Source organism: Cupriavidus sp. 86D6, assembly GCF_057815095.1.
In genome coordinates this window covers 741,501-762,902 of sequence record NZ_JBYPSB010000002.1, presented here as the reverse complement: position 1 = coordinate 762,902, position 21,402 = coordinate 741,501, and the positions used below count along the sequence as shown (strand labels likewise).

Genomic DNA, 21,402 nt, shown 5'->3' with positions numbered 1-21,402 from the left:
TGGGGAGATGCCCGACGGCGGGCGCCGTCGGGATCGATGGACGACAGACGACCATCAGTGCAGCTGTTCGTCCAGCAGCGACAGGATACGCTTGCTGATCTCGGTGTTTTCCGGCTGGCCGGCATCGTTCTGCACCGTGACCGTCGTGCCCGTGCCATTGCCCTTCAGCGACACGCGATACTTCTTCGCGGTCTTGCCGTCGTTGGGCTTGGTGAACAGCTTGGAGAAGAAGCCGCGATCGTCCACTGCCTGCTTCGGATCCACGTAGCGCACGTAGTACAGGCCTTGCGCGCGGTCGCGATCTTCCACCGTGAAGTTCACGCGATCCAGCGACAGGCCGACCGAGCGCCATGCGCGATCGAACGGCTCCGGCAGTTGCAGTGCCGGCGCGCCATTGACCTGCGCCAGGAACGACTTGGTTTCGGCTGCGCTGGCCGTCGCCGCACCGGTTGCCGCGGCGGCACCGATACCCGTGGCATCGCCCGACGGTGCGGGGGCTGCGGCGGCCGCAGCATTGCCCACCGGCGTCGGGTTCTTGGCCATCTGGTTGGCCTGCTCCTTCTGCACGCCCAGGCGCTGCGCCAGACGCGACAGGAATTCGGCTTCCAGTTCCGGATCGGCCGGACGCGGCGTCCAGACCGTGGTCGACTTGTCGACGCCGGTCAGCTGTTCCTGCGCGCCACGGTGGCTGATGAACACTTCGAGCTGGCCGTTCTGGGCGCGCTCCACACGCGTACGGAACTTGTCGCGCTCGGACGTCGAGTACAGGCCGTCGAACACCTTGCCGATCGTGTTGCGGATGATGTCCTGCGGAATCTTGGCGCGGTTCTCGGCCCAGTCCGTCTCCATGATGCCGGTCTGCGGCGAGTCCTGCGTCAGCAGGAAGCCGTTTTCCTGCCAGAAGCCGCGCAGCGACTCCCACAGCTGGTCGGCACGCATGCCATTGCTGATGACGAGCCAGCGCTGGTTGCCGTCACGCTCCATGCGGATGCCCTGCGAGGACGGCAGCACGTTGGTCGCCGGTTCGGCTTCGCGCGTCTTGGTGGCCTGCTGGTAGTTCGACAGCGTCGACGTACCGGCGGCGTCGGGCACGGTATAGCGGCGGTCGCCTTCGAGCTTGGTCAGGTCCGGCGGAATGTCCAGCGACGCGGTCTTCTTGCCCTGGGACTTGTAGTCGATCTTGTCGGGCTGCATGGCTTCATTGATGCTGCTGCAGCCGGCAATCAGCGTCAGCGCCAGCACGGGCGCAACCACGGCGACACGGCGGATCTGCGTCGCGCCGCGACGGTTAAGCTTCTGTTTCATTGACACGTAATCCTGGTTTCAAGAATCGGCGAATAGCCGAACGTTCAGCCGGCGAATCTCAGCCCAGCAGGCCGGCCGCTGCCAGCGCGCGGCGCACGGTTTCGTGCTGGCCTTCCGCCAGCGGGGTCAACGGCAGGCGGATGCCGCCTGCCATCTTGCCCATCTGCTGGAGCGCCCACTTGACGGGAATCGGATTGGCCTCGACGAACATCGCACGGTTGAGGTCGATCAGTTCCATGTGCAGACGGCGGGCCGTCACCACATCGCCCTTCAGGGCCGCGACGCACATCTCGTGCATCTTGCGCGGCGCCACGTTGGCGGTGACCGAGATATTGCCCTTGCCACCGAGCAGGATCAGCGCCACCGCGGTGGGATCGTCGCCGCTGTAGATGGCGAAGGTATCGGGGGCGTCCTTGATCAGCTGCGCGGCACGGTCGATATTGCCGGTGGCTTCCTTCACGCCAACGATGCCCGGCACCTGCGCCAGGCGTAGGATCGTCTCGTTGTTCATGTCCGCCACGGTACGGCCGGGCACATTGTAGAGCAGCACCGGCAGGTCAACGGCTTCCGCGATGGTGCGGAAATGGCGGTACATGCCTTCCTGCGTCGGCTTGTTGTAGTACGGCACGACCTGCAGCGACGCATCGGCACCCACCTTCTTCGCGAAGGCGGTCAGTTCGATGGCTTCCTTCGTGGAATTGCCGCCGGTCCCGGCGATGATGGGCACACGGCCAGCCGACTGCTGGACTGCCACGCGGATCAGTTCGCAATGCTCCTCGACGTTGACCGTCGGCGACTCGCCCGTGGTGCCCACGATCACGATGCCATCGGTGCCTTCCGCCGCATGCCAGTCGATGAGGGCGCGCAGGGCCGGGTAATCCAGGCTGCCATCCTCATGCATCGGGGTGACGATGGCCACGATGCTGCCGGTAATCTGTGTCATATCTCAGGGAATTCGGGAAATTCGAACAAACGGGATTGTACCGGAACCGTCAGGGCCTCCGGACCCCCTATCAGTGAGGGAAAACGTTAGCGGGCGTAACGTGTGGCGCGCCGGTCTCGCCAACAGCCTGTGCTGGGCCCCCGGCGCCTCACGGCGGCGGCCGCCCGGTTACGCCACAGGTAACGGATAACGCGGCGGCGGCGCCTCCGGCGCCCTGCCGGACGCCTCGTGGACGGCACAAATCCGCTGCACGAAGGCCTCGCGCGGCGCCGCCAGCGTGCCGTCCTCGTAACCCGTCACGCGCAACACGCCGCGGGTCACTTCCAGCAGTTCGCCGGGCCGCAGCAGGAAATCGGGCCGCGACGGCTTGCCGACCGTCTCGTTGCCGGCCGCGAAAGTCTCGTAGATCAGCACGCCGCCCGGCGCCAGCGCGTCCAGCAGATGCGGCCAGAGCGGCCGGTGCAGATAGTTGGTGACCACCACGGCATCGAACCGCCCGGCGTCCGCCAGGGGCCACGCGCCCTGCTCCAGATCGGCCACCCGCCCCTCGATGCCGGCCGGCAGCCCGGCGACGGCCTCGGCATCGCGGTCCACGGCCAGCACCGCAAACCCCTGCCTTGCCAGCCACGCGGCGTGCCGCCCACTGCCGCAGGCCAGGTCAAGGACGCGGCCGCCGGGCCGGATCAGGTGGGCCCATCGGGTCAGCCAGGTGGAAGGCGCGGCAAGCTGGGAGTGCATGGAGCGGAACGGAAAAAGGAGGGAACCGGCAAGCCGGCACGAGAAGGCACCCGGCGCGCGCTACTGCAGCACCATCAGCACCGGGCGCAGCATCAGTTCGACGATCGACAGCAGCACCGTCATCACCGGCTGCATCCAGATCCGCGTGATGACGCCGGCGGCCACCAGCGCCAGCACGATGAAGATGCCGTAGGGCTCGACACGGCCCACCGCCTCGGCCATGCGGCGCGGCAGAAAGGCCGTCAGCACGCGGCCGCCATCGAGCGGCGGGATGGGGAACAGGTTGAACGCGGCCACCACGGTGTTGACCAGCACGCCGGCGCGGGCCATCTGGCTCCAGAACGGCTCCTGGATCTGCGCCAGCGCCAGGCCAACGGCGATCAGCGCCCACAGGAACGCCTGGACGATATTGCTGCCGGGCCCGGCCAGCGCCACCCACATGCCATGCCAGCGCGGGTTGCGCAGGTGGCTGAACACCACCGGCACGGGCTTGGCAAACCCGAACACGAACTGTCCGGCGGTCAGGAAATACAGCAGCAGCGGCACGGCCACGGTGCCGATCGGATCGATATGGCGGATCGGGTTCAGGCTGACGCGCCCGAGCAGCCAGGCGGTGTCGTCGCCGAAATACCTGGCCACGAAGCCATGCGCGGCCTCATGCAGCGTGATGGCGAACAGCACGGGCAGCGCATATACGGCAAAGGTCTGGACGATCGAGGAATCCATGCGAACTATTCTATTGGGCCGCCGGCGCCCAAGGCTGTCCGGCATGTCCGTGGATGTACGGTATGTATCAGAAACGACAGGTCAAATGACAAGGCGGGCAGGATCAGGCGGCGGCCGTCAGTCCGAATCGCTCCACATCGCCCCGCCCGGCACGAACCAGTTCCGGTTCGCCGCTGGTCAGGTCGATCACCGTGGTCGGCTGGGCCGGCGCCGGGCCGCCACAAATCACCAGGTCGATCTGTTTTTCCAGCCGCGCACGGATTTCGGCCGGTTCGTTCATCGGCGCCTCGTCGCCGGGCAGCTGGAGCGTGGCCGAAATCAGCGGCTGCCCGAGCTCGGCCACCAGCGCCAGCGGAATCAGGTGATCGGGCACGCGCACGCCGATGGTCTTGCGCGCCGGGTGCGACAGCCGCCTGGGCACTTCCTTGGTCGCCTCCAGGATGAACACGTACGGACCCGGCGTGGCGCCCTTGATCCAGCGGTACTGGCGGTTATCGACCCGGGCGAAGTTGCCGAGTTCCGACAGGTCGCTGCACATCAGCGTCAGATGGTGCTTTTCGTCGATGCCGCGCAGCCGGCGCAGGCGTTCCACGGCAGACTTGTCGTCGAGCTGGCAGGCCAGCGCGTAGCTGGAATCGGTGGGCAGCGCGATCAGACCGCCCTTCTGCACGATCTGCGCGGCCTGCTTCACCAGCCGCGCCTGCGGGTTGTCGGGATGGATCTCGAAGTACTGGGACATGAGGGGCGCGGCTTTCGGGGGAAGGGGCGGTTTACCAGTCGTACCAGACCGGTGTGACGTCCGACGGCAGCGGCGGCAGCGTGCCGATTTCCACCCGGCCCTCGCCGGGGCCGTGGAAATCCGATCCGCGCGACGCCAGCAGGCCATAGTGGCGCGCCACATCGGCGTAACGGCGGAACTGGTCGGGCGTATGGCTGCCGGTCACTACCTCCACCGCGCGGCCGCCCAGTTGCGTGAATTCGTCGAACAGCGCGTCGTGTTGCAAATCGGTGTAGTTGTAGCGACCCGGGTGCGCCATCACCGCAATGCCGCCGGCGCCGCGAATCCAGCCCACGGCGTCTTTCAAAGACGACCAGCGGTGCGGCACGAAGCCCGGGCGGCCTTCCGACAGGTATTCGCTGAACACATCACCGATGGTCTTGCAGCGGCCCTCATCCACCAGCCAGCGCGCAAAGTGCGTGCGCGAAATGAGGTCGGGATTGCCGACGTGGCGCAGCGCGCCTTCGTAGGCGCCGGGGATGCCGATTTTTGCCAGTGCCTCGCCGATGTCCTGCGCACGGCGCGCACGGCCGTCGCGGGTGCGGGCCAGGCCATCGATCAGGTCCGCGTTGAACGGATCGATCTGCAGGCCGACGATGTGCACGGTCTGCCCGGCCCAGGTGACCGAAATCTCCACGCCAGGCACATAGCGCATGCCCAGCGATTCGGCGGCGGCACGGGCTTCGGCCTGGCCGCCCACCTCGTCGTGGTCGGTCAGCGCCCAGAACGCCACGCCGCCGGCGTGCGCACGTGCGGCCACCTGGGACGGTGACAACATCCCGTCGGACACGGTGGAATGGCAGTGCAGGTCGGCGTTGATGGCATGGGCGTTTTGCATGGGCATATTCTACTCCCGGCAGGCTTTTTTAGCCCTGCCGTCAAAGGTGGTGTGCCCGGATTGCCGTGGCACGCAAGGTATGATGGGGCCTGTCCACACCGCATTTTTCCGCTTCCCGCCATGTCCTCCACGCCCGCCGCCACGCCCCCGGAAACCATCCAGACCGACGTGCTGATCGTCGGCGCCGGCCCCGTGGGCCTGTTCGCGGCGTTCCAGGCCGGCGTGCTCGGGCTCAAGTGCGAGCTGATCGACGTGCTGGACCGCGCCGGCGGCCAATGCACCGAGCTCTATCCAGAAAAGCCGATCTATGACATTCCCGCCGTGCCGGGCTGCCTGGCGCAGGAACTGGTGGACCGCCTGCTCGAACAGTGCGCGCCGTTCGCGTTTCCGATGCACTTCAGCCAGCGTGCGCAGTCGGTCAGCGACACCCACGGCGCCGATGGCCATCCGCGCCTGCTGATCACGACCGATGGCGGCAAGCGATTCGACGTGGCGGCGGTGCTGATCTGCGCGGGTGCCGGGGCGTTCGCCCCGCAGCGCGTGTCGCTGCCCGAGGCCGCCGCGCTGGAAGACCGGCATGTGCACTACGCCGTGCGCGACGTGTCGCGCTTCGCCGGCAAGCGCGTGATCGTGGCCGGCGGCGGCGATTCCGCGCTGGACTGGGCGCTGGCGCTGCGCAAGGTGGCGGCACGCGTCACGCTGCTGCACCGGCGCGAAGGCTTTCGTGCCGCCGATCACACGGTGGGCGCGATGCGCGCCGCCGTTGACGCGGGCGAGATGGATTTTGTGGTCGGCATGCTCGGCAGCCTGCAAACCGACGACGCCGGCGCCCTCACCCACGCCGGCATCAAGACCCGCGATGGCGACCGCACCATCGAGGCCGACGAACTCGTCGCGCTGTACGGGCTGGTGTCCGAACCGGGGCCGATCGCCCAGTGGGATCTGGACATGCACGCCGGCCGCATCCACATCGAGAACACCACCACGTACGAAACCTCGCGCCGCGGCATCTTTGCGGCCGGAGACATCGCCGTTTATCCAAACAAGCAGAAGCTGATCCTGTCGGGCTTCCACGAAGCCGCGCTGGCGCTGCGCAAGGCGTATCACTACGCCATCCCCGACAAGGCGCTGGTGCATATGCACACCAGCAACAACCCGGCGCTGAAGGAAAAGCTGACGCACGCTTGATCCAGCGCGAGTGGCTGGGTGTTTGCTCCCCTGTCCCACGAGTGGGAGAGGGAAGCAAACCAGGGGTAAATTCCCCAACACTTACCCCAAGAAGTCCTCGATCAACCCCGCCACCACCTTCGGCTGGTCGTGGTGCAGCATGTGCCCGGCGTCATCGACCAGCACTTCCCTGAAATCCGGAAAGGCGCGGAACCGCTCCTTGAACTCGTCGATACTCTGCTTGTGGGCGATGTGCTTGAGCGTTGCCGAATCGCGCGCTTCCACGTGCAGCACCGGCGCGGCCACCTTTTCCCAGATCGCCATGATCTCGTCGATGCGGTACAGCGTCGGGTTGGTCATCTTGTGCGCGCCGTCGCCCAGGATCTCCCAGCGGCCCGCTGCATTGCGGCGTGACCAGTGCGCAGCCAGGAAGGCGGCGCGGTCGTCGGGCAGGCGCGGATTGGTCTTCTGCAGCCGTGCAGCCACGGCGGCCTCGCTGTCGTAGGTCTTCAGTTCGGGCGGCGTGCGCAGTTCGTCGAGCCAGCGCGCCAGGCGGGCTGGCGCCTGGTCTGGCCGCGTGCGCGTCAGGCCGAAACCTTCCAGGTCCACCACGCGGCGCACGCGTTCGGGCCGGACGCCGGCGTAGATGCACACCACGTTGGCACCCATGCTGTGACCCACCAGGTCTACCTGCCCCTCGGGCTGGTAATGGTCGAGCAGCGCCTCCAGGTCTGCCACGTAATCGGGGAACCAGTACGAGCGCGTGCCAGGGTACTGCGTCGGGTAATCGGATTCGCCAAAGCCGCGCCAGTCCATGGCGATCACATGCCAGTCGCGCTGGAACGCATCGACCAGGAACTGGAACGACGCTGCCACATCCATCCAGCCATGCAGCATGAACAGCTTGCGCGCGCCGGGTTGTCCCCAGTGGCGGACGTGCGTGCGCAGGCCGCGCAGCGTGATAAATTCGGAACGCGAAGTTTCCGTGATGGTCATGGTGTCTGCCCTGTTGCCCGGGTCTTCCGATGCGCGCGCAGCCCATGGCCACGCGGCGGCCCGGATAAAAATAGAACGATCGTTCGCTTGCCGGATTATAGCCAAACGGCTATCTGAAGCGAGCGGGAACATTGGAGACAATTGCATGACCGCCTTGCCGGCCACGCGCCGTGACGACTATCACGCGCTGCACGAATCGTTCCACTGGGACGTCCCCGCGTTCTTCAACCTGGCCGAAGTCTGCTGCGGCCGCTGGGCGCGCGACCCGGCCACGGCCAGCCGCGTCGCCGTGCATACCGAACACGAGGACGGCCGGCGCGCGTCATACACGTATGCGCATATCCAGGCCGAGGCCAACCGGCTGTCGCGGGCGCTGCGCGCGCTTGGCGTGCAGCGCGGCGACCGCGTGGCCATCGTGATGCCCCAGCGCATCGAGACGGTCATCGCCGGCATGGCCGTATATCAGCTTGGCGCGATTGCCATGCCGCTGTCGATGCTGTTCGGTCCCGAAGCCCTTTCCTACCGGATCGACCACAGCGAAACGCGCGTGGCCATTGCCGACGAAACCTCGATCGACAACCTGCTGGCCGCCCGCCCCGACTGCCCCACGCTGAAGACCATCATCGGCGCCGGCCAGGCCACCGGCCGCGGCGACCTGGACTGGGACGTCCTGCTGGCCGCCCAACTGCCCGATTTCACGGCCGAACAGACCAAGGCCGACGAAGCCGCGGTGCTGATCTACACCAGCGGCACCACGGGGCCGCCCAAGGGCGCGCTGATTCCGCACCGCGCGCTGATCGGCAACCTGACCGGCTTTGTCTGCTCGCAGAACTGGTATCCGCAGGATGACGACGTGTTCTGGAGCCCCGCCGACTGGGCCTGGACCGGCGGACTGTGGGATGCGCTGATGCCGGCGCTGTATTTCGGCCGTCCGATCGTCGGCTACCAGGGGCGTTTTACGGCCGACCGCGCCTTCGAACTGCTGGAACGCTACGGCGTGACCAACACCTTCCTGTTCCCGACCGCGCTCAAGCAGATGATGAAGGCCTGCCCGACGCCATCGGAAAAATACGATCTGAAGCTGCGCGCCATCATGAGCGCCGGCGAGGCCGTGGGCGAGACGGTATTCACATGGTGCCGCGACGCGCTGGGCGTGATCGTCAACGAGATGTTCGGCCAGACCGAGATCAACTACATCGTCGGCAACTGCACGGCGCAATACGACAACAATCGCCTGGGCTGGCCGGCCCGGCCGGGGTCGATGGGCCGCCCCTATCCGGGCCACCGCGTGGCCGTGATCGACGATGAAGGCCGCCCGTGCGCGCCGGGCGAGGATGGCGAGGTGGCCGTCTGCGCCACCGATGTCCACGGCCATCCCGACCCCGTATTCTTCCTGGGCTACTGGAAGAACGAGGCCGCCACGGATGGCAAGTACTCGGAATCGGACGGGCTGCGGTGGTGCCGCACCGGCGACCTGGCGCGCATGGATGCCGAGGGCTATCTCTGGTATCAGGGCCGCGCCGACGACGTATTCAAGTCATCGGGCTATCGGATCGGGCCGAGCGAGATCGAGAACTGCCTGCTCAAGCATCCGGCGGTGTCGAACTGCGCCGTGGTGCCGTCGCCAGACCCCGAGCGCGGGGCCATCGTCAAGGCGTTCATCGTGCTGACGCCCGCCGTGGCACGCTCGTTCGACAACGATGCGGCGCTGGTGGCCGAGCTGCAGCAGCATGTGCGCGGCCAGCTGGCGCCCTATGAATACCCGAAGGCCATCGAATTCATCGACCAGTTGCCGATGACGACGACGGGCAAGATCCAGCGCCGCGTGCTGCGGCTGATGGAGCAGGAACGCGCGCAGCAGCAGGCCGGGAATCGGGCGAACTAGCCGGCCGAGGCCTCCAGCCACGCCAGTTCATCCTCGTCGAACCCCGCCTCGCGCCGGGCGTCGAGGTTGAACGGCCCGCGCAGCTTCGGCGCCTTGTACTGCTCGGCCAGCTGCGCATAGGTGGCCACTGGCTCCAGCCCGCGCTGGGTACAGAGCCAGCGATACCAGTGGTTTCCGATGGCCACGTGGCCCACCTCGTCGCGCAGGATGATGTCGATGATCGCCGCGGCGGCTGCGTCGCCGGCATCGGCCAGTTTGGCCCGCACCGGCGGCGAGGCATCGAGCCCGCGCGCCTCCAGCGTGCGCGGCACCAGCGCCATGCGGGCCAGCACGTCGCCCGCCGTCTTGTCGGTCATCTCCCACAGGCTGTTGTGCGCCGGGAAATCGCCATAGGTGGCACCCAGCGTCTGCAGGTGATCGGCCAGCAATGTGAAGTGATAGGCCTCTTCGTCGGCCACGCGCAGCCAGTCCCGGTAATAATCGGCCGGCATGCCGGAAAAACGCCAGACGGCGTCGAGTGCCAGGTTGATCGCGTTGAATTCGATATGGCACAGCGCGTGGATCATGTTGGCGCGGCCGGCCGTGGTGTGGATCGACCGGCGCCGCTCCACCCGCATCGGCGGCACCAGTTCGGGCCGCGCCGGGCGGCCAGGCACCGCGCCTGGCGCCGCCACAAGGCTTTCATCGGGGTCCACGACGGTATCCCCACCGGCCAGCAGCGCGGCATACAGGGCGCGGGCCGCCGCGGCCTTGGCCCGGGCATCGGTCATGCATAGCACGTCCAGTGCGCGCTGGCGCGCAGAGGCCGGCAGGGCGGCGGCTGCGGGCAAGGGCTCGACAAGTGGCGTGGACGCGATGTCGGCGGGTGCGATCACTGGCATAGGCGTAAAATTCGGGAAGCCGCCATTGTAGAGCCCCTGCCCGCCCGAAGCTTGTCCCCGGGCCGGCCCTTTCGGCGGGCTCTTTTAATCGGCGCGGCCATCCCCAATTACGCACATTCAGCAGGAGACCCCATGGCGCTTTACCAGCTCGGCGATACCGCCCCGAAAATCCACGAAGACGCCTATGTGGCGGCGGAAGCCACCATCATCGGCAACGTGACGCTCAAGGCGCGTGCCAGCGCCTGGCCGGGTGTGGTGATTCGCGGCGACAACGAGCCGATCGTGGTGGGCGAAGACACCAACATCCAGGAAGGCTCGGTGCTGCACACCGATCCGGGCCGTCCGCTGACGCTGGGCGACAAGGTGTCGGTGGGCCATCAGGCCATGCTGCATGGCTGCACCGTGGGTGAAGGCTCGCTGATCGGCATCCAGGCCGTGGTGCTCAATGGCGCCGTGATTGGCAAGGAATGCCTGGTCGGCGCTGGTGCCGTGATCACCGAGAACAAGGTGTTCCCGGACCGCTCGCTGATTCTGGGCGCGCCCGCCAAGGTGGTGCGCGAACTGACCGACGCCGACGTGGCCAACCTCTATCGCAACGCCGAGACGTATGCGAAGCGGCAGGCCGTATACAAGACCGAACTCAAGCGCATCGGCTGACCGCCCCGGACGCAGCCGATACGCCGACTTAACCGCTAGACAGAACCGTGACCGCCTCCTCGAATCCCGATACGCTTCAGAAATTCCTGTTCGATGCCGCGCCCGTGCGTGGCGAACTGGTACGCATCGAATCCACCTGGCAAGAGGTGCTGAACCGCCATGCCTATCCGGAGCCGGTGCGGCGCGTGCTGGGCGAGATGATCGCGGCCGCGGCGCTGCTGTCCGCCAATCTGAAGTTCAATGGCGCGCTGGTCATGCAGGTACACGGCGACGGGCCGGTGCGCATGCTGGTGGTGGAATGCCTGTCCGACCTGTCGCTGCGTGCCACGGCCAAGATTGCCGAGGGCGCCGAGATTGCCGACGACGCCACGCTCAAGCAGCTCGTGAACGTGCATGGCAAGGGCCGCTTCGCCATCACGCTGGACCCCCAGGACAAGCTGCCGGGCCAGCAGGCCTACCAGGGCATCGTGCCGCTGGCCGACGAACATGGCCCGCTGGCGACCATGACCGAGGTGCTCGAACACTACATGCAGGCGTCCGAACAGCTCGATACGCGCCTGTGGCTGGCGTCCAACGACCAGGTGGCGGCTGGCATGCTGCTGCAGAAGCTGCCGTCGTATGGCGGCACGGCCGGCGCGCAGATCGGCGAGACCGGCAGCGCGCTGACCGACGAAGTACAGGGCCAGGATCTGGACACCTGGGATCGTGCCTGCCAGTTGGGCGCCACGCTGAAGGAAGACGAACTGCTGGCCGAAACGCCGGATACCCTGCTGCGCCGCCTGTTCTGGGAAGAACTGCAGAATGCGGGCCTGCGCGTGTTCGAGCCAATGACACCGCACTTCCAGTGCTCGTGTTCGCGCGAAAAAGTGGCGGGCATGCTGCAGACGCTGGGCCGGGAGGAAATCGAAGGGATCATCGCCGAGCGCGGCGAGGTGGAGATCCACTGCGATTTCTGCGGCCAGCGCTATGCGTTCGATCCCGTGGACGCCGCCCAGCTGTTCACCGCGCCGGTGGCCACGGGCGCCGGCGAGGGTGCCAAGCAACAGCATTGAGTTGCCGCTCGCCCCTTTCAGGTAGATCGGGGCGGGAACCCCGGAAGCGCCCGGGAAACCGGGAAACCGGGGAAAACCATCGAGTCCGCCTACCGTGCGGAACCTCACACACGGGTGGTCGGGTCCAATGGCATGCTTGTTCGTCAGCCGTTCGAACGGAGTCCGATATGACAGCGACCATTCGTTCCAGATCGACCCCTGCCCTGGCCTGCCAGGTGGCCAGCGTACTGGCCCTTGCCGGATTGATCGCCGGCTGTGCGGCGCCGGTGCCGCGCAGCCCCGACGGCGTGCCGGCCACGGCACGATTGCCGGACCATGCCATTCCCCCGGCCCCGCTTAGCGACGCCGAGCGCCAGAGGCTGGGGGTGCTGAACCAGCAGATCCTTCAGGAGCAGGCCACGGTAATGGCCAACCAGCAGTCGGCGGCCGCATGGAGCCGCGCGTCGTACTACCCGAATACGAGCGTCAACATGTTCTACAACGGTTGGGGTGGCGGCGGCGGTGGCTGGGGCGCCGGCGTAGGCTTCGGCTTTCCGGGCTACGGCTACGGCGGTTATCCATACGGCGGCTGGTGGTGATGCGGCGTCCGGAAACGATACCGGCCGCATTGCGCGGCCGGCTGTGATACTGGATGACACCTGCTGGACGACGCCCGCTGGGGCTGATGCCTAGTGACCGCCGCGTCCGGCGACGGAATTGGCAGGCGGTGGCAGTGGCGGCGTGGCGCTGACCTTCGGGGCCGGGGCCACGAACTGGACGAACACCTCGTCGTCCTTGACCATGCCGAGTTCATAGCGGGCGCGTTCTTCGATGGCGCCCGTGCCATCCTGCAGGTCCTTCACTTCGCCTTCCAGCTTGGCGTTGCGCAGTTTCAGCGCCTGGTTGTGCGTGACCTGCTCGCCCACCTGGCGATTCAGATCCCATACGCGCAGCCAGCCGCCCTTGCCCAGCCAGAGCGGGTACTGAATGGCCAGCAACAGCACGAACAACAGCAGGGAAATCAGGCGCATCGGAGCAAAAGGCGCAATGGAATAATGGCGTGGTCGGAGGTTTCCGATGGGCACCAATGATCCATCATGCGGCCGCAGATTGCAAAACAAAAGACGCTACAAAGCGCAACAACAGTGCGTGCGGCACCGGATATCGGCACAATCGCCACACCAGATCGCAAAAAACGCCGCCCCGGCGAACCCGGGAGCGGCGTTTTTCGTTGGCTCGCCGGTGGCACGCACCGACGGCAGGCTCGGGGGATCAGCGCAGGTTGTAGAACGCGCTCTTGCCCGGGTACGTGGCGATATCGCCCAGATCTTCCTCGATGCGGATCAGCTGGTTGTACTTGGCGATACGGTCCGAACGCGACAGCGAGCCGGTCTTGATCTGGCCAGCGTTGGTGCCCACGGCGATGTCGGCAATCGTGCTGTCCTCGGTCTCGCCCGAACGGTGCGAGATCACGGCGGTGTAGCCGGCGCGCTTGGCCATTTCGATGGCGGCGAACGTCTCGGTCAGCGTACCGATCTGGTTGATCTTGATCAGGATCGAGTTGCCGATGCCCTTCTCGATGCCTTCCTTCAGGATCTTGGTGTTGGTCACGAACAGGTCATCACCCACCAGTTGCACGCGCTTGCCGAGCTTTTCGGTCAGCGTCTTCCAGCCTTCCCAGTCGCCTTCTGCCATGCCGTCCTCGATCGACACGATCGGGAACTTGTCGCACAGGTTGGCCAGGTAGTCGGCGAATTGCGTCGACGACAGCTTCAGGCCTTCGCCTTCCAGCGCGTAGACGTCTTCGGCCTCGTGGTAGAACTCGCTGGCGGCGCAGTCCAGCGCCAGCAGCACGTCTTCACCCATCTTGTAGCCGGCCTTTTCCACCGCCTGCACGATGGTGTTCAGGCATTCCTCGTTCGACGAGAAGTTCGGTGCGAATCCGCCTTCGTCGCCCACGGCCGTCGACATGCCCTTGTCGGCCAGGATCTTCTTCAGCGCGTGGAACACTTCGGCGCCGCAACGCAGGGCTTCACGGAAGCTGGTCTGCGACACGGGCATGATCATGAATTCCTGGATGTCCAGGCTGTTGTTGGCGTGCGCGCCACCGTTGACGATGTTCATCATCGGCACCGGCATCTGCATCGCGCCCGAACCGCCGAAGTAGCGGTACAGCGGCAGGCCAGCCTCTTCGGCGGCGGCCTTGGCCACGGCCATCGACACGGCCAGCATGGCGTTGGCGCCCAGGCGGCCCTTGTTCTCGGTGCCGTCCAGTTCGATCAGCGTGCGGTCCAGGAACGCCTGCTCGGAAGCGTCCAGGCCCATGATGGCTTCGGAGATCTCGGTGTTGATGTGCTCGACGGCCTTCAGCACGCCCTTGCCCAGGTAGCGCGACTTGTCGCCGTCGCGCAGTTCGATGGCTTCGCGCGAGCCGGTCGATGCACCCGACGGCACGGCGGCACGGCCCATCACGCCGGATTCCAGCAGCACGTCGCACTCGACAGTGGGATTGCCGCGCGAGTCCAGCACCTCGCGACCGATGATATCTACGATTGCACTCATATTTCCTCTCAGGACTGTTGAATCTTCGTGAATCTTCTACGTGCCAGATGACGGGTGGAAGTCTTAGACGCCTTCCACGACGATCATGTTCATCTTTGCCGCATGCTCGCGGGATTGGCGGGCTGCCAGGTATTCCTCGCTGGCGTAGAAGGCCTTGGCGGCCTCGTAGCTCGGGAATTTCAGCACCACCACGCGCGTCGGCGCCCATTGCCCCTCGAGCGGCTCGGTCTTGCCGCCCCGCACCAGCACCTGCGCGCCGTGCGCCTGCATGGCCCGCGTGGAAAGCACCTTGTACTGCTCGTACTGCTGGGGATCCGTCACGTCGACGTACGCGATGATAAGGCCGGCGGCCATACGCTATCTCCGAATCTTTTGTATTGTCTTTCGATACCAGTGCGTCCGGGGCGATTCACGCGCGCACCCGATCTGACGCATCGGAAGCGACACCGCCCGCGACAGGCGCGGGCGGCGGGTACTGCTGGCTGGATCAGGCGCAGGCCGGCCAGCCGAAGTTGTCTTCCAGGAAGCCGGCGCGCTTGACCAGGGTATCCAGGTCCTTCAGCACGGCCAGCAGTTCCTTCATGCGCGACAGCGGCACCGCGTTGGGGCCGTCGGACATGGCCTTGCTCGGGTCCGGATGGGTTTCCATGAACAGGCCCGCCACGCCGGTGGCCACCGCGGCACGCGACAGCACCGGCACGAACTCGCGCTGGCCGCCCGAGCTGGTGCCCTGGCCGCCCGGCAACTGCACCGAGTGGGTGGCGTCGAACACCACCGGGGCACCGGTCTCGCGCATGATCGCCAGCGAGCGCATGTCCGACACCAGGTTGTTGTAGCCGAAGGAAACGCCACGCTCGCAGGCCATGAACACGTCATCGGGCAGACCGGCCTCGCGGGCCGCGTCACGCGCCTTGTCGATCACGTTTTTCATGTCGTGCGGCGCCAGGAACTGGCCCTTCTTGATGTTCACCGGGCGTCCGCTCTGGGCGCACGCACGGATGAAATCGGTCTGGCGGCACAGGAAGGCCGGCGTCTGCAGCACGTCCACCACGGCGGCGACGGGCTTGATCTCGTCGATCTCGTGGATGTCCGTCAGCACGGGCACGCCGATTTCGCGCTTCACCGTGGCCAGGATATCCAGGCCCTTCTCCATGCCCAGACCACGGAACGACTTGCCCGACGACCGGTTGGCCTTGTCGAACGACGACTTGTAGATGAACGGGATGCCCAGTTCGCCGGTGATCTGCTTGAGCTCGCCGGCGGTGTCCAGCGCCATCTGTTCGGACTCGATGACACACGGGCCGGCGATCAGGAAGAACGGCTTGTCGAGGCCGACGTCGAATCCACACAGTTTCATGGCTTGTCTCCTTCGTCGCGGCGCGTCAGGCGCCCTTGCGCTGCTGCGAGGCCAGCGCGGCTTCCACGTAGGCCTTGAACAGCGGATGGCCGTCACGCGGGGTCGACGTGAATTCCGGGTGGAACTGCACGCCCACGAACCACGGGTGCATCGACTCGGGCAGCTCCATCATTTCCGGCAGGTTTTCGGTCGGGGTACGGGCCGAAATCACCATGCCGGCCTTTTCAAGCTGGGGCACGTAGTGATTGTTGACCTCGTAGCGATGGCGGTGACGCTCGTTGACTTCGGCGCCGTAGATCTGCGCGGCCTTGGTACCAGCCTGGATGGGCACCCGCTGCGCGCCCAGGCGCATCGTGCCGCCCAGGTCGGATTCGGCCGAACGCTGTTCCACCTTGCCCTCGCGGTCCACCCATTCGGTGATCAGTGCCACCACCGGGTGCTCGGTCTCGAGATTGAATTCGGTCGAATTGGCGTCCTTCATGCCTGCCACGTCACGGGCGAATTCGATCACGGCCAGCTGCATGCCCAGGCAGATGCCCAGGTAAGGCACCTTGTTCTCGCGGGCATACTGGATCGCGCGGATCTTGCCTTCGGTGCCGCGCTTGCCGAAACCGCCCGGCACCAGGATGGCGTCCAGCGGCTGCAGCACTTCGAGGTGACCCGATTCCAGTTCCTCGGAATCGATGTACTCGATATTGACGCGCGTGGCGGTATGCATGCCGGCGTGGCGCAGGGCCTCGATCAGCGACTTGTACGACTCGGTCAGGTCGACATACTTGCCGACCATGCCGATCTTGATCTCGTGCTGCGGGTTTTCCTGCGCGTTCACCAGCTTCTGCCACATCGACAGGTCGGCCGGCTTCGGGTCCAGGCGCAGTTCCTCGCAGATCAGGCGGTCCAGGCCCTGTTCGTTGAGCATCTGCGGGATCTTGTAGATGCTGTCGGCATCCCACACCGAAATCACGGCGTCCTGCGGGATATTGGCGAACAGCGAGATCTTGGCGCGCTCGTCGTCCGGAATCGGACGGTCGGCACGGCACAGCAGCGCCGTCGGCGAAATGCCGATTTCGCGCAGCTTCTGCACCGAGTGCTGGGTCGGCTTGGTCTTCAGCTCGCCGGCGCTGGCGATGAACGGCACCAGCGTCAGGTGAACGAAGGCGCAGTGGTTGCGGCCCATGCGCAGGCTCATCTGGCGGGCGGCTTCCAGGAACGGCAGCGATTCGATATCGCCCACCGTACCACCGATTTCCACCAGGGCCACATCGGCCTTGCCGTCATGCGACGCGGCCGCGCCGCGCTCCACGAACGCCTGGATTTCGTTGGTGATATGCGGAATCACCTGCACGGTCTTGCCCAGATACTCGCCGCGGCGCTCCTTGCGGATCACCGACTCATAGATCTGGCCAGTCGTGAAGTTGTTCGACTTGCGCATCTTGGCCGACACGAAGCGCTCGTAGTGACCCAGATCGAGGTCAGTTTCGGCGCCATCCTCGGTCACGAACACCTCGCCATGCTGGAAAGGGCTCATCGTGCCGGGGTCGACATTGATGTAGGGATCGAGCTTGAGGAGGGTGACTTTGAGGCCGCGCGACTCGAGAATGGCCGCGAGCGAAGCAGCAGCGATGCCCTTGCCGAGAGAAGAGACGACGCCACCGGTGACGAAGACGAATTTGGTCATAAACCGAGCTTGCCGGGGAAATCGGGATTATACATGAGACCCCGTCCGCCGCCGACCCGGATTTTGTGACAGGGCAGTGTCCGCGATGCGCTGCCCCGCCGCTGCGGCGCATGCGCCGCTCGGTGCCCTGCCCGTCCTCAGTGGCCGCTGTCGCGCATCTGCCCGATCAGCTCTTGAACGGTGGCGGCGGTTTCCAGTGGCCGCTCCATCGGATAGAGATGCCCGCCTTCCATGAAGCGCAGGCGGTCGCCCACGAGCTTGCGCGTGGCGCCCAGTCCCGCCTGCCTGACCTCGCGCGATTTCGTGCCGGCAATGAAGCCCACCGGCACCGGCGCGCCATGGGCCACGCGCCGGCCCAGGCTGGTGGGCAGCGTGCGATAGATGCGGTATTCCACGTCGCGGTCGAAACGCAGGCGGCGTTCCGCGGCCCGGCCGGTCGGCTCGGTGCCATGCTCCGCGTAGTCGCGCAGCACGTCCGGGTCCCAGACCTGGAAATTGCGCTTGGCCTGGAAGTGGGTCCAGACCGATTCGGTATCGGGCCAGTGCGTGCGGCGGTTCTTGGTCACGGCCGCCGGGCCAGGCTTTTCGTCCAGACCCAGGACCTGCGACGCCCGCAGCAGCGACGCCCGCCAGCCGGCGATGATCGGCGAATCGAGCATCACCACGCCGCGCACGCGCTGCGGTGCGCGCAACGCGGCCATCAGCGACAGGAAACCGCCCAGCGAATGCCCGACCAGCCAGACCTTGCGGGTATCGGCGCCCTCGCGACGCGCGCGTTCGATCTCACGTAGCAATTCGTCCACCAGATTGGGCCATTCGCGCGTGACCGGGTACTTCGGATCGTGGCCGTAGCGTTCGACGGCGCGGATCTCGAAGGCATCTTCCAGCGCCCCGAACAGCTTGCGGTACGTGGACACGGGAAATCCGTTGGCGTGGGAGAACAGCAGGATGTCGCGCATGAGACAAGTGCAATGGGAATGTGGCAGTCGCCGCAGAGTGTACTGCGGCGCCCCGCCGTTCGACGCCCGCGCCGGCGCGAATGGGGTAGACGTTTCCCTCTACCGTTCCCGGCGTGCGCGCACGGGCTGGCCCCAGCGGTCTGCCTCGTCGCGCGCCAGCGGAAATTCGGCCGGCTCGGCGGCATCCCACTCGGGATTGGCGATCTCGCCGAACACCTGACGCAGGCGCTGGCCCCAGGTGTCGCGGATCATGCGGAAGTACGCGTTCTTCTCGTCGATGTTGACAAAGCGCGTCACGCGCAGCGAATCGGCCTCGTACACCAGCAGGTCCAGCGGCAGGCCCACCGAGATATTCGACTTGAGCGTCGAATCCATCGAAATCAGCGCGCACTTGGCGGCCTCGCCCAGCGGCAGCGACGGCGACACCACGCGGTCGACGATCGGCTTGCCATACTTGGCCTCGCCAATCTGGAAGTAGCAGTTCTCGGGCGACGCCTCGACGAAATTGCCCGCCGCATAGATATGGAACAGCCGCGTGCGCTCGCCGCGGATCTGGCCGCCGAAGATCATGCTGACGTTGAAGTCGATGCCGGCCTCGCGCAGCGCGTGGGCATCGCGCTTGTGCACGGCGCGCACGGCGTCGCCGACGATCGTCGCGGCCTCGAACATGTCGCGGGCCGTCCACAGCGAACGCTTTTCGTCGCGCGCCTCGGCCAGCAGTTGCCGCACCGACTGGCTGATCGCCAGGTTGCCGGCCGTCATCAGCACCAGCACGCGGTCGCCCGGCTCTTCGAAGACGGTCATCTTGCGCGAGGTGGAAATGGCATCCACCCCGGCATTGGTTCGGGAATCGGACAGGAATACCAGACCGGCATCCAGCCGCATCGCTACGCAGTACGTCATGAACAGGTGTCTTGTTGGGGCGCCGTACCTCTGATGAGGCGGCAAACCTGCATTTTAGCTGCTCGGCAAAACGCTACGCCGTTTGAATGCCGGCGTAGCCCGGGTCAGGCCGCGGGCGTGATGGCGATATCGACGTCGAGCGTTTCGCCGGCGCCACCTTCCAGGATGCCCCGGATTGGTGCAGCGGAGGCGTAGTCGCGCCCCACCGCGAGCCGTACAGGGCGGGCATCTGTCACGCAACGGTGCGTCACGTCGATACTGCACCACAGGCCCCGGCCGGCATCGAGGCAGACATCGGCCCAGGCATGGCTGGCCAGCGCCGTGGCGGCCGGATCGTAGAAGTAGCCACTGACATACCGCGCCGGAATGCCAAGCGCACGGCAAGCGGCCACCATCACCTGCGCCTGGTCCTGGCAGACGCCGCTCCCCAGCGCGAAGGCCTGGGCGGCCGACGTACCGACATCCGTGGTATTGGCCTGGTAGCGCACGCGATCGGCAATGCTGCCCGCCAGGGCCAGCAGCGCCGGCACATCGTGGCCGGCCGCCACATAGGGCGCGGCAAATGCCTGAAGGCTGGCCGGCGCCTGTGTAAGCGGCGTAGTCGCCACAAAATACAACGGCGACACGCGCGCCTCGCCCGCGTCCGGCTGATCGACAAAGGCGTGGTGTCCGCCGTGTTCACCCCCCACCCCGCCCTGCACTTCCACCTCGCCGGTGGCGGTGATGGCGATCGTGCGGGCCGGGCCGGCCATGGTGAAGTTGTGGACGATATTGCCGAAACCGTCGCGCGCCTCGGTCAGGTTGCCAGGCGCCGAAAGCTGCCAGCCCTGCACCGATTGCAGCGGCCCCGAGCGCGGTGCAAGGCGCAGTTCGTGCACGCTGCGACGCACCGGTTCGGTGTATTGGTAGAGGGTCTTGTGGTGGATCCTGTATTTCACGATGCGTATCGCGCGCCCGGCACGGCACCCGCCGGTGCTTCACAGGCCCGGCGCGTGATGCACCGGGCACAGGCATGACGATTCAGGCGGCCAGCAGCGGCACGAGGAAGTCCCGGCTGATGCCATTGCCGAGATCGCCGATGCGCTCCAGGAAGCTGGTCAGGTAGGCGTGCAGGCCGACGGCGAAGATGTCGTCGATGCGCGCGTATTTGAGGTCGGCGTGGAGTTTACCAGCCTGGCGCTCGGTCTCCGACGATTGCTGGTTGGCCACCAGCGCCAGGATCGACACCACCTCGTCCATGCTCGACACCAGCGAGCGCGGCATGTCCGGCCGCAGGATCAGCAGTTCGGCCACGCGCTGCGGCGTGATCACGGCCCGGTAGATCTTGCGGTAGACCTCGAAGCCCGACACCGACCGCAGCACGGCCGCCCAGTGGTAGAAGTCGTTCTGCTCGCGGTTCGGATCGCTGTCGTCGCGGCCCGATGCCTGGAACTTGACGTCCAGGATCCGCGCCGTGTTGTCGGCGCGCTCCAGGAACGTGCCCAGCCGCATGAAGTGGAACGCATCGTCCTTGAGCATGGTGCCGAACTGCACGCCGCGCGCCAGGTGCGAGCGGAACTTGACCCATTCGAAGAAACGCGACGGATCGTCGCGCAACTCGCCCTCGGTGATCATGCGCTGCACGTCCAGCCACGTGGTGTTGATGGTTTCCCAGACCTCGGTGGTCAGCGACCCCCGCACCGCCCGCGCGTTCTCGCGCGCCGCGCGCAGGCAGCTCATGATCGACGAAGGGTTGGTCATGTCGCGCACCATGAAGTCGATCACGTCGTCACGGTGCAGCAGGCCGTACTTGTGGTCGTAGGCCTGGGTCAGCTCGGAGATGTCGAGCATCGCCCACCAGCCCTGCTCGGCCACTTCGGCCGATTGCGGCAGCAGCGAGGTCTGGTAGTTGACGTCGAGCATGCGCGCGGTGTTTTCCGCGCGCTCGGTGTAGCGGGCCATCCAGAACAGGTGGTCGGCGGTACGGCTCAGCATGATGGGGTCTCCCGGCGATCAGTC

At 66.2% G+C, this 21,402-nt stretch carries 22 protein-coding genes; 5 read left to right on the top strand and 17 right to left on the bottom strand.

Features of this window, described 5'->3' with window-relative positions:
- Positions 1-54 precede the first annotated feature (54 nt).
- From bamC to AC3G88_RS08585, 6 genes are all read right to left on the bottom strand, one after another.
- A complete protein-coding gene (bamC, locus tag AC3G88_RS08610; RefSeq protein ID WP_488771326.1) occupies positions 55-1,305 on the bottom strand; it encodes an NlpB/DapX family lipoprotein in 1,251 nt (416 codons plus the stop codon).
- Between the two features lie 58 nt (positions 1,306-1,363).
- Positions 1,364-2,248 (bottom strand): 4-hydroxy-tetrahydrodipicolinate synthase, encoded by an 885-nt coding sequence (gene dapA / locus AC3G88_RS08605; RefSeq protein WP_488771325.1) that lies wholly within the window; start codon positions 2,246-2,248, stop codon positions 1,364-1,366.
- Between the two features lie 168 nt (positions 2,249-2,416).
- On the bottom strand, positions 2,417-2,986 hold the full coding sequence (locus tag AC3G88_RS08600) for a class I SAM-dependent methyltransferase (RefSeq protein WP_488771324.1): 570 nt from the start codon (positions 2,984-2,986) through the stop codon (positions 2,417-2,419).
- A gap of 60 nt (positions 2,987-3,046) precedes the next feature.
- Complete coding sequence (locus AC3G88_RS08595) at positions 3,047-3,712, bottom strand: site-2 protease family protein (protein ID WP_092596242.1); 666 nt, start codon at positions 3,710-3,712, stop codon at positions 3,047-3,049.
- 103 nt (positions 3,713-3,815) lie between these two features.
- The gene (locus tag AC3G88_RS08590) at positions 3,816-4,451 is read right to left on the bottom strand and encodes an L-threonylcarbamoyladenylate synthase (protein ID WP_153948910.1); all 636 of its coding nucleotides are present in this window, start codon (positions 4,449-4,451) and stop codon (positions 3,816-3,818) included.
- A gap of 31 nt (positions 4,452-4,482) precedes the next feature.
- The gene (locus AC3G88_RS08585) at positions 4,483-5,328 is read right to left on the bottom strand and encodes a 3',5'-nucleoside bisphosphate phosphatase (RefSeq protein ID WP_488771323.1); all 846 of its coding nucleotides are present in this window, start codon (positions 5,326-5,328) and stop codon (positions 4,483-4,485) included.
- A 120-nt stretch (positions 5,329-5,448) separates the two neighbouring features.
- On the opposite strand from AC3G88_RS08585, the gene AC3G88_RS08580 reads away from it, so the two are divergent.
- Positions 5,449-6,516 carry an NAD(P)/FAD-dependent oxidoreductase gene (locus AC3G88_RS08580; protein WP_488771322.1) on the top strand — a complete coding sequence of 356 codons (1,068 nt, stop codon included), beginning with the start codon at positions 5,449-5,451 and terminating at the stop codon, positions 6,514-6,516.
- An 81-nt stretch (positions 6,517-6,597) separates the two neighbouring features.
- Here AC3G88_RS08580 and AC3G88_RS08575 read toward each other — a convergent pair whose 3' ends face one another.
- Positions 6,598-7,491 (bottom strand): alpha/beta fold hydrolase, encoded by an 894-nt coding sequence (locus AC3G88_RS08575; protein ID WP_488771321.1) that lies wholly within the window; start codon positions 7,489-7,491, stop codon positions 6,598-6,600.
- Positions 7,492-7,636: 145 nt separating this feature from the next.
- Between AC3G88_RS08575 and AC3G88_RS08570 the strand changes: the two genes are divergently transcribed.
- Complete coding sequence (locus tag AC3G88_RS08570) at positions 7,637-9,376, top strand: acetate--CoA ligase (RefSeq protein ID WP_488771319.1); 1,740 nt, start codon at positions 7,637-7,639, stop codon at positions 9,374-9,376.
- On the opposite strand, the gene AC3G88_RS08565 is transcribed toward AC3G88_RS08570, so the two are convergent.
- Positions 9,373-10,257 (bottom strand): ferritin-like domain-containing protein, encoded by an 885-nt coding sequence (locus AC3G88_RS08565; protein WP_488771318.1) that lies wholly within the window; start codon positions 10,255-10,257, stop codon positions 9,373-9,375. The two genes, AC3G88_RS08570 and AC3G88_RS08565, sit on opposite strands and share 4 nt — an antisense overlap.
- Before the next feature lie 132 nt (positions 10,258-10,389).
- Between AC3G88_RS08565 and AC3G88_RS08560 the strand changes: the two genes are divergently transcribed.
- The 3 genes from AC3G88_RS08560 to AC3G88_RS08550 all read left to right on the top strand — a co-directional run bounded on the left by AC3G88_RS08560 (position 10,390) and on the right by AC3G88_RS08550 (position 12,544).
- Positions 10,390-10,914, top strand: a complete 525-nt coding sequence (locus AC3G88_RS08560) for a gamma carbonic anhydrase family protein (RefSeq protein WP_066738778.1) — start codon at positions 10,390-10,392, stop codon at positions 10,912-10,914.
- 47 nt (positions 10,915-10,961) lie between these two features.
- The gene (gene hslO / locus AC3G88_RS08555; protein WP_488771317.1) at positions 10,962-11,966 is read left to right on the top strand and encodes an Hsp33 family molecular chaperone HslO; all 1,005 of its coding nucleotides are present in this window, start codon (positions 10,962-10,964) and stop codon (positions 11,964-11,966) included.
- 167 nt (positions 11,967-12,133) lie between these two features.
- Positions 12,134-12,544: a hypothetical protein gene (locus AC3G88_RS08550; RefSeq protein WP_488771315.1), complete on the top strand. Its 411-nt coding sequence runs from the start codon at positions 12,134-12,136 to the stop codon at positions 12,542-12,544.
- A gap of 90 nt (positions 12,545-12,634) precedes the next feature.
- Here the strand turns inward: AC3G88_RS08550 and ftsB are convergent, their stop codons facing one another.
- The 9 genes from ftsB to AC3G88_RS08505 all read right to left on the bottom strand — a co-directional run bounded on the left by ftsB (position 12,635) and on the right by AC3G88_RS08505 (position 21,378).
- Positions 12,635-12,976 carry a cell division protein FtsB gene (gene ftsB / locus AC3G88_RS08545; RefSeq protein WP_153948917.1) on the bottom strand — a complete coding sequence of 114 codons (342 nt, stop codon included), beginning with the start codon at positions 12,974-12,976 and terminating at the stop codon, positions 12,635-12,637.
- Positions 12,977-13,217: 241 nt separating this feature from the next.
- Positions 13,218-14,507 carry a phosphopyruvate hydratase gene (gene eno / locus AC3G88_RS08540; protein WP_153948918.1) on the bottom strand — a complete coding sequence of 430 codons (1,290 nt, stop codon included), beginning with the start codon at positions 14,505-14,507 and terminating at the stop codon, positions 13,218-13,220.
- Positions 14,508-14,570: 63 nt separating this feature from the next.
- A complete protein-coding gene (locus tag AC3G88_RS08535) occupies positions 14,571-14,861 on the bottom strand; it encodes a DUF1330 domain-containing protein (protein WP_153948919.1) in 291 nt (96 codons plus the stop codon).
- Positions 14,862-14,994: 133 nt separating this feature from the next.
- Complete coding sequence (kdsA, locus tag AC3G88_RS08530; RefSeq protein ID WP_488771313.1) at positions 14,995-15,864, bottom strand: 3-deoxy-8-phosphooctulonate synthase; 870 nt, start codon at positions 15,862-15,864, stop codon at positions 14,995-14,997.
- A gap of 25 nt (positions 15,865-15,889) precedes the next feature.
- Entirely contained in the window at positions 15,890-17,542 is a 1,653-nt protein-coding gene (gene pyrG, locus AC3G88_RS08525) for a CTP synthase (RefSeq protein WP_092596280.1), read from the bottom strand.
- A gap of 137 nt (positions 17,543-17,679) precedes the next feature.
- Complete coding sequence (locus tag AC3G88_RS08520; protein WP_488771312.1) at positions 17,680-18,501, bottom strand: alpha/beta fold hydrolase; 822 nt, start codon at positions 18,499-18,501, stop codon at positions 17,680-17,682.
- A gap of 99 nt (positions 18,502-18,600) precedes the next feature.
- Positions 18,601-19,404, bottom strand: coding sequence for a proteasome-type protease (locus AC3G88_RS08515; protein WP_092596288.1), 804 nt, complete (start codon positions 19,402-19,404; stop codon positions 18,601-18,603).
- Positions 19,405-19,508: 104 nt separating this feature from the next.
- Positions 19,509-20,342, bottom strand: a complete 834-nt coding sequence (locus AC3G88_RS08510) for a transglutaminase family protein (protein WP_488893266.1) — start codon at positions 20,340-20,342, stop codon at positions 19,509-19,511.
- Positions 20,343-20,424: 82 nt separating this feature from the next.
- Positions 20,425-21,378 (bottom strand): alpha-E domain-containing protein, encoded by a 954-nt coding sequence (locus AC3G88_RS08505; RefSeq protein ID WP_153948922.1) that lies wholly within the window; start codon positions 21,376-21,378, stop codon positions 20,425-20,427.
- Positions 21,379-21,402 lie beyond the last annotated feature (24 nt).

What these genes read in the sequence shown, in the direction of transcription:
- AC3G88_RS08575 (WP_488771321.1), bottom strand. Translation starts at nt 7,491, where the DNA reads ATGACCATCACGGAAACTTCGCGTTCCGAATTTATCACGCTGCGCGGC.
- AC3G88_RS08535 (WP_153948919.1), bottom strand. Translation starts at nt 14,861, where the DNA reads ATGGCCGCCGGCCTTATCATCGCGTACGTCGACGTGACGGATCCCCAG.
- AC3G88_RS08565 (WP_488771318.1), bottom strand. Translation starts at nt 10,257, where the DNA reads ATGCCAGTGATCGCACCCGCCGACATCGCGTCCACGCCACTTGTCGAG.
- eno (WP_153948918.1), bottom strand. Translation starts at nt 14,507, where the DNA reads ATGAGTGCAATCGTAGATATCATCGGTCGCGAGGTGCTGGACTCGCGC.
- AC3G88_RS08520 (WP_488771312.1), bottom strand. Translation starts at nt 18,501, where the DNA reads ATGCGCGACATCCTGCTGTTCTCCCACGCCAACGGATTTCCCGTGTCC.
- AC3G88_RS08585 (WP_488771323.1), bottom strand. Translation starts at nt 5,328, where the DNA reads ATGCAAAACGCCCATGCCATCAACGCCGACCTGCACTGCCATTCCACC.
- pyrG (WP_092596280.1), bottom strand. Translation starts at nt 17,542, where the DNA reads ATGACCAAATTCGTCTTCGTCACCGGTGGCGTCGTCTCTTCTCTCGGC.
- ftsB (WP_153948917.1), bottom strand. Translation starts at nt 12,976, where the DNA reads ATGCGCCTGATTTCCCTGCTGTTGTTCGTGCTGTTGCTGGCCATTCAG.
- AC3G88_RS08550 (WP_488771315.1), top strand. Translation starts at nt 12,134, where the DNA reads ATGACAGCGACCATTCGTTCCAGATCGACCCCTGCCCTGGCCTGCCAG.
- AC3G88_RS08590 (WP_153948910.1), bottom strand. Translation starts at nt 4,451, where the DNA reads ATGTCCCAGTACTTCGAGATCCATCCCGACAACCCGCAGGCGCGGCTG.
- AC3G88_RS08560 (WP_066738778.1), top strand. Translation starts at nt 10,390, where the DNA reads ATGGCGCTTTACCAGCTCGGCGATACCGCCCCGAAAATCCACGAAGAC.
- AC3G88_RS08600 (WP_488771324.1), bottom strand. Translation starts at nt 2,986, where the DNA reads ATGCACTCCCAGCTTGCCGCGCCTTCCACCTGGCTGACCCGATGGGCC.
- dapA (WP_488771325.1), bottom strand. Translation starts at nt 2,248, where the DNA reads ATGACACAGATTACCGGCAGCATCGTGGCCATCGTCACCCCGATGCAT.
- kdsA (WP_488771313.1), bottom strand. Translation starts at nt 15,864, where the DNA reads ATGAAACTGTGTGGATTCGACGTCGGCCTCGACAAGCCGTTCTTCCTG.
- bamC (WP_488771326.1), bottom strand. Translation starts at nt 1,305, where the DNA reads ATGAAACAGAAGCTTAACCGTCGCGGCGCGACGCAGATCCGCCGTGTC.
- AC3G88_RS08580 (WP_488771322.1), top strand. Translation starts at nt 5,449, where the DNA reads ATGTCCTCCACGCCCGCCGCCACGCCCCCGGAAACCATCCAGACCGAC.
- AC3G88_RS08570 (WP_488771319.1), top strand. Translation starts at nt 7,637, where the DNA reads ATGACCGCCTTGCCGGCCACGCGCCGTGACGACTATCACGCGCTGCAC.
- AC3G88_RS08595 (WP_092596242.1), bottom strand. Translation starts at nt 3,712, where the DNA reads ATGGATTCCTCGATCGTCCAGACCTTTGCCGTATATGCGCTGCCCGTG.
- AC3G88_RS08505 (WP_153948922.1), bottom strand. Translation starts at nt 21,378, where the DNA reads ATGCTGAGCCGTACCGCCGACCACCTGTTCTGGATGGCCCGCTACACC.
- AC3G88_RS08515 (WP_092596288.1), bottom strand. Translation starts at nt 19,404, where the DNA reads ATGACGTACTGCGTAGCGATGCGGCTGGATGCCGGTCTGGTATTCCTG.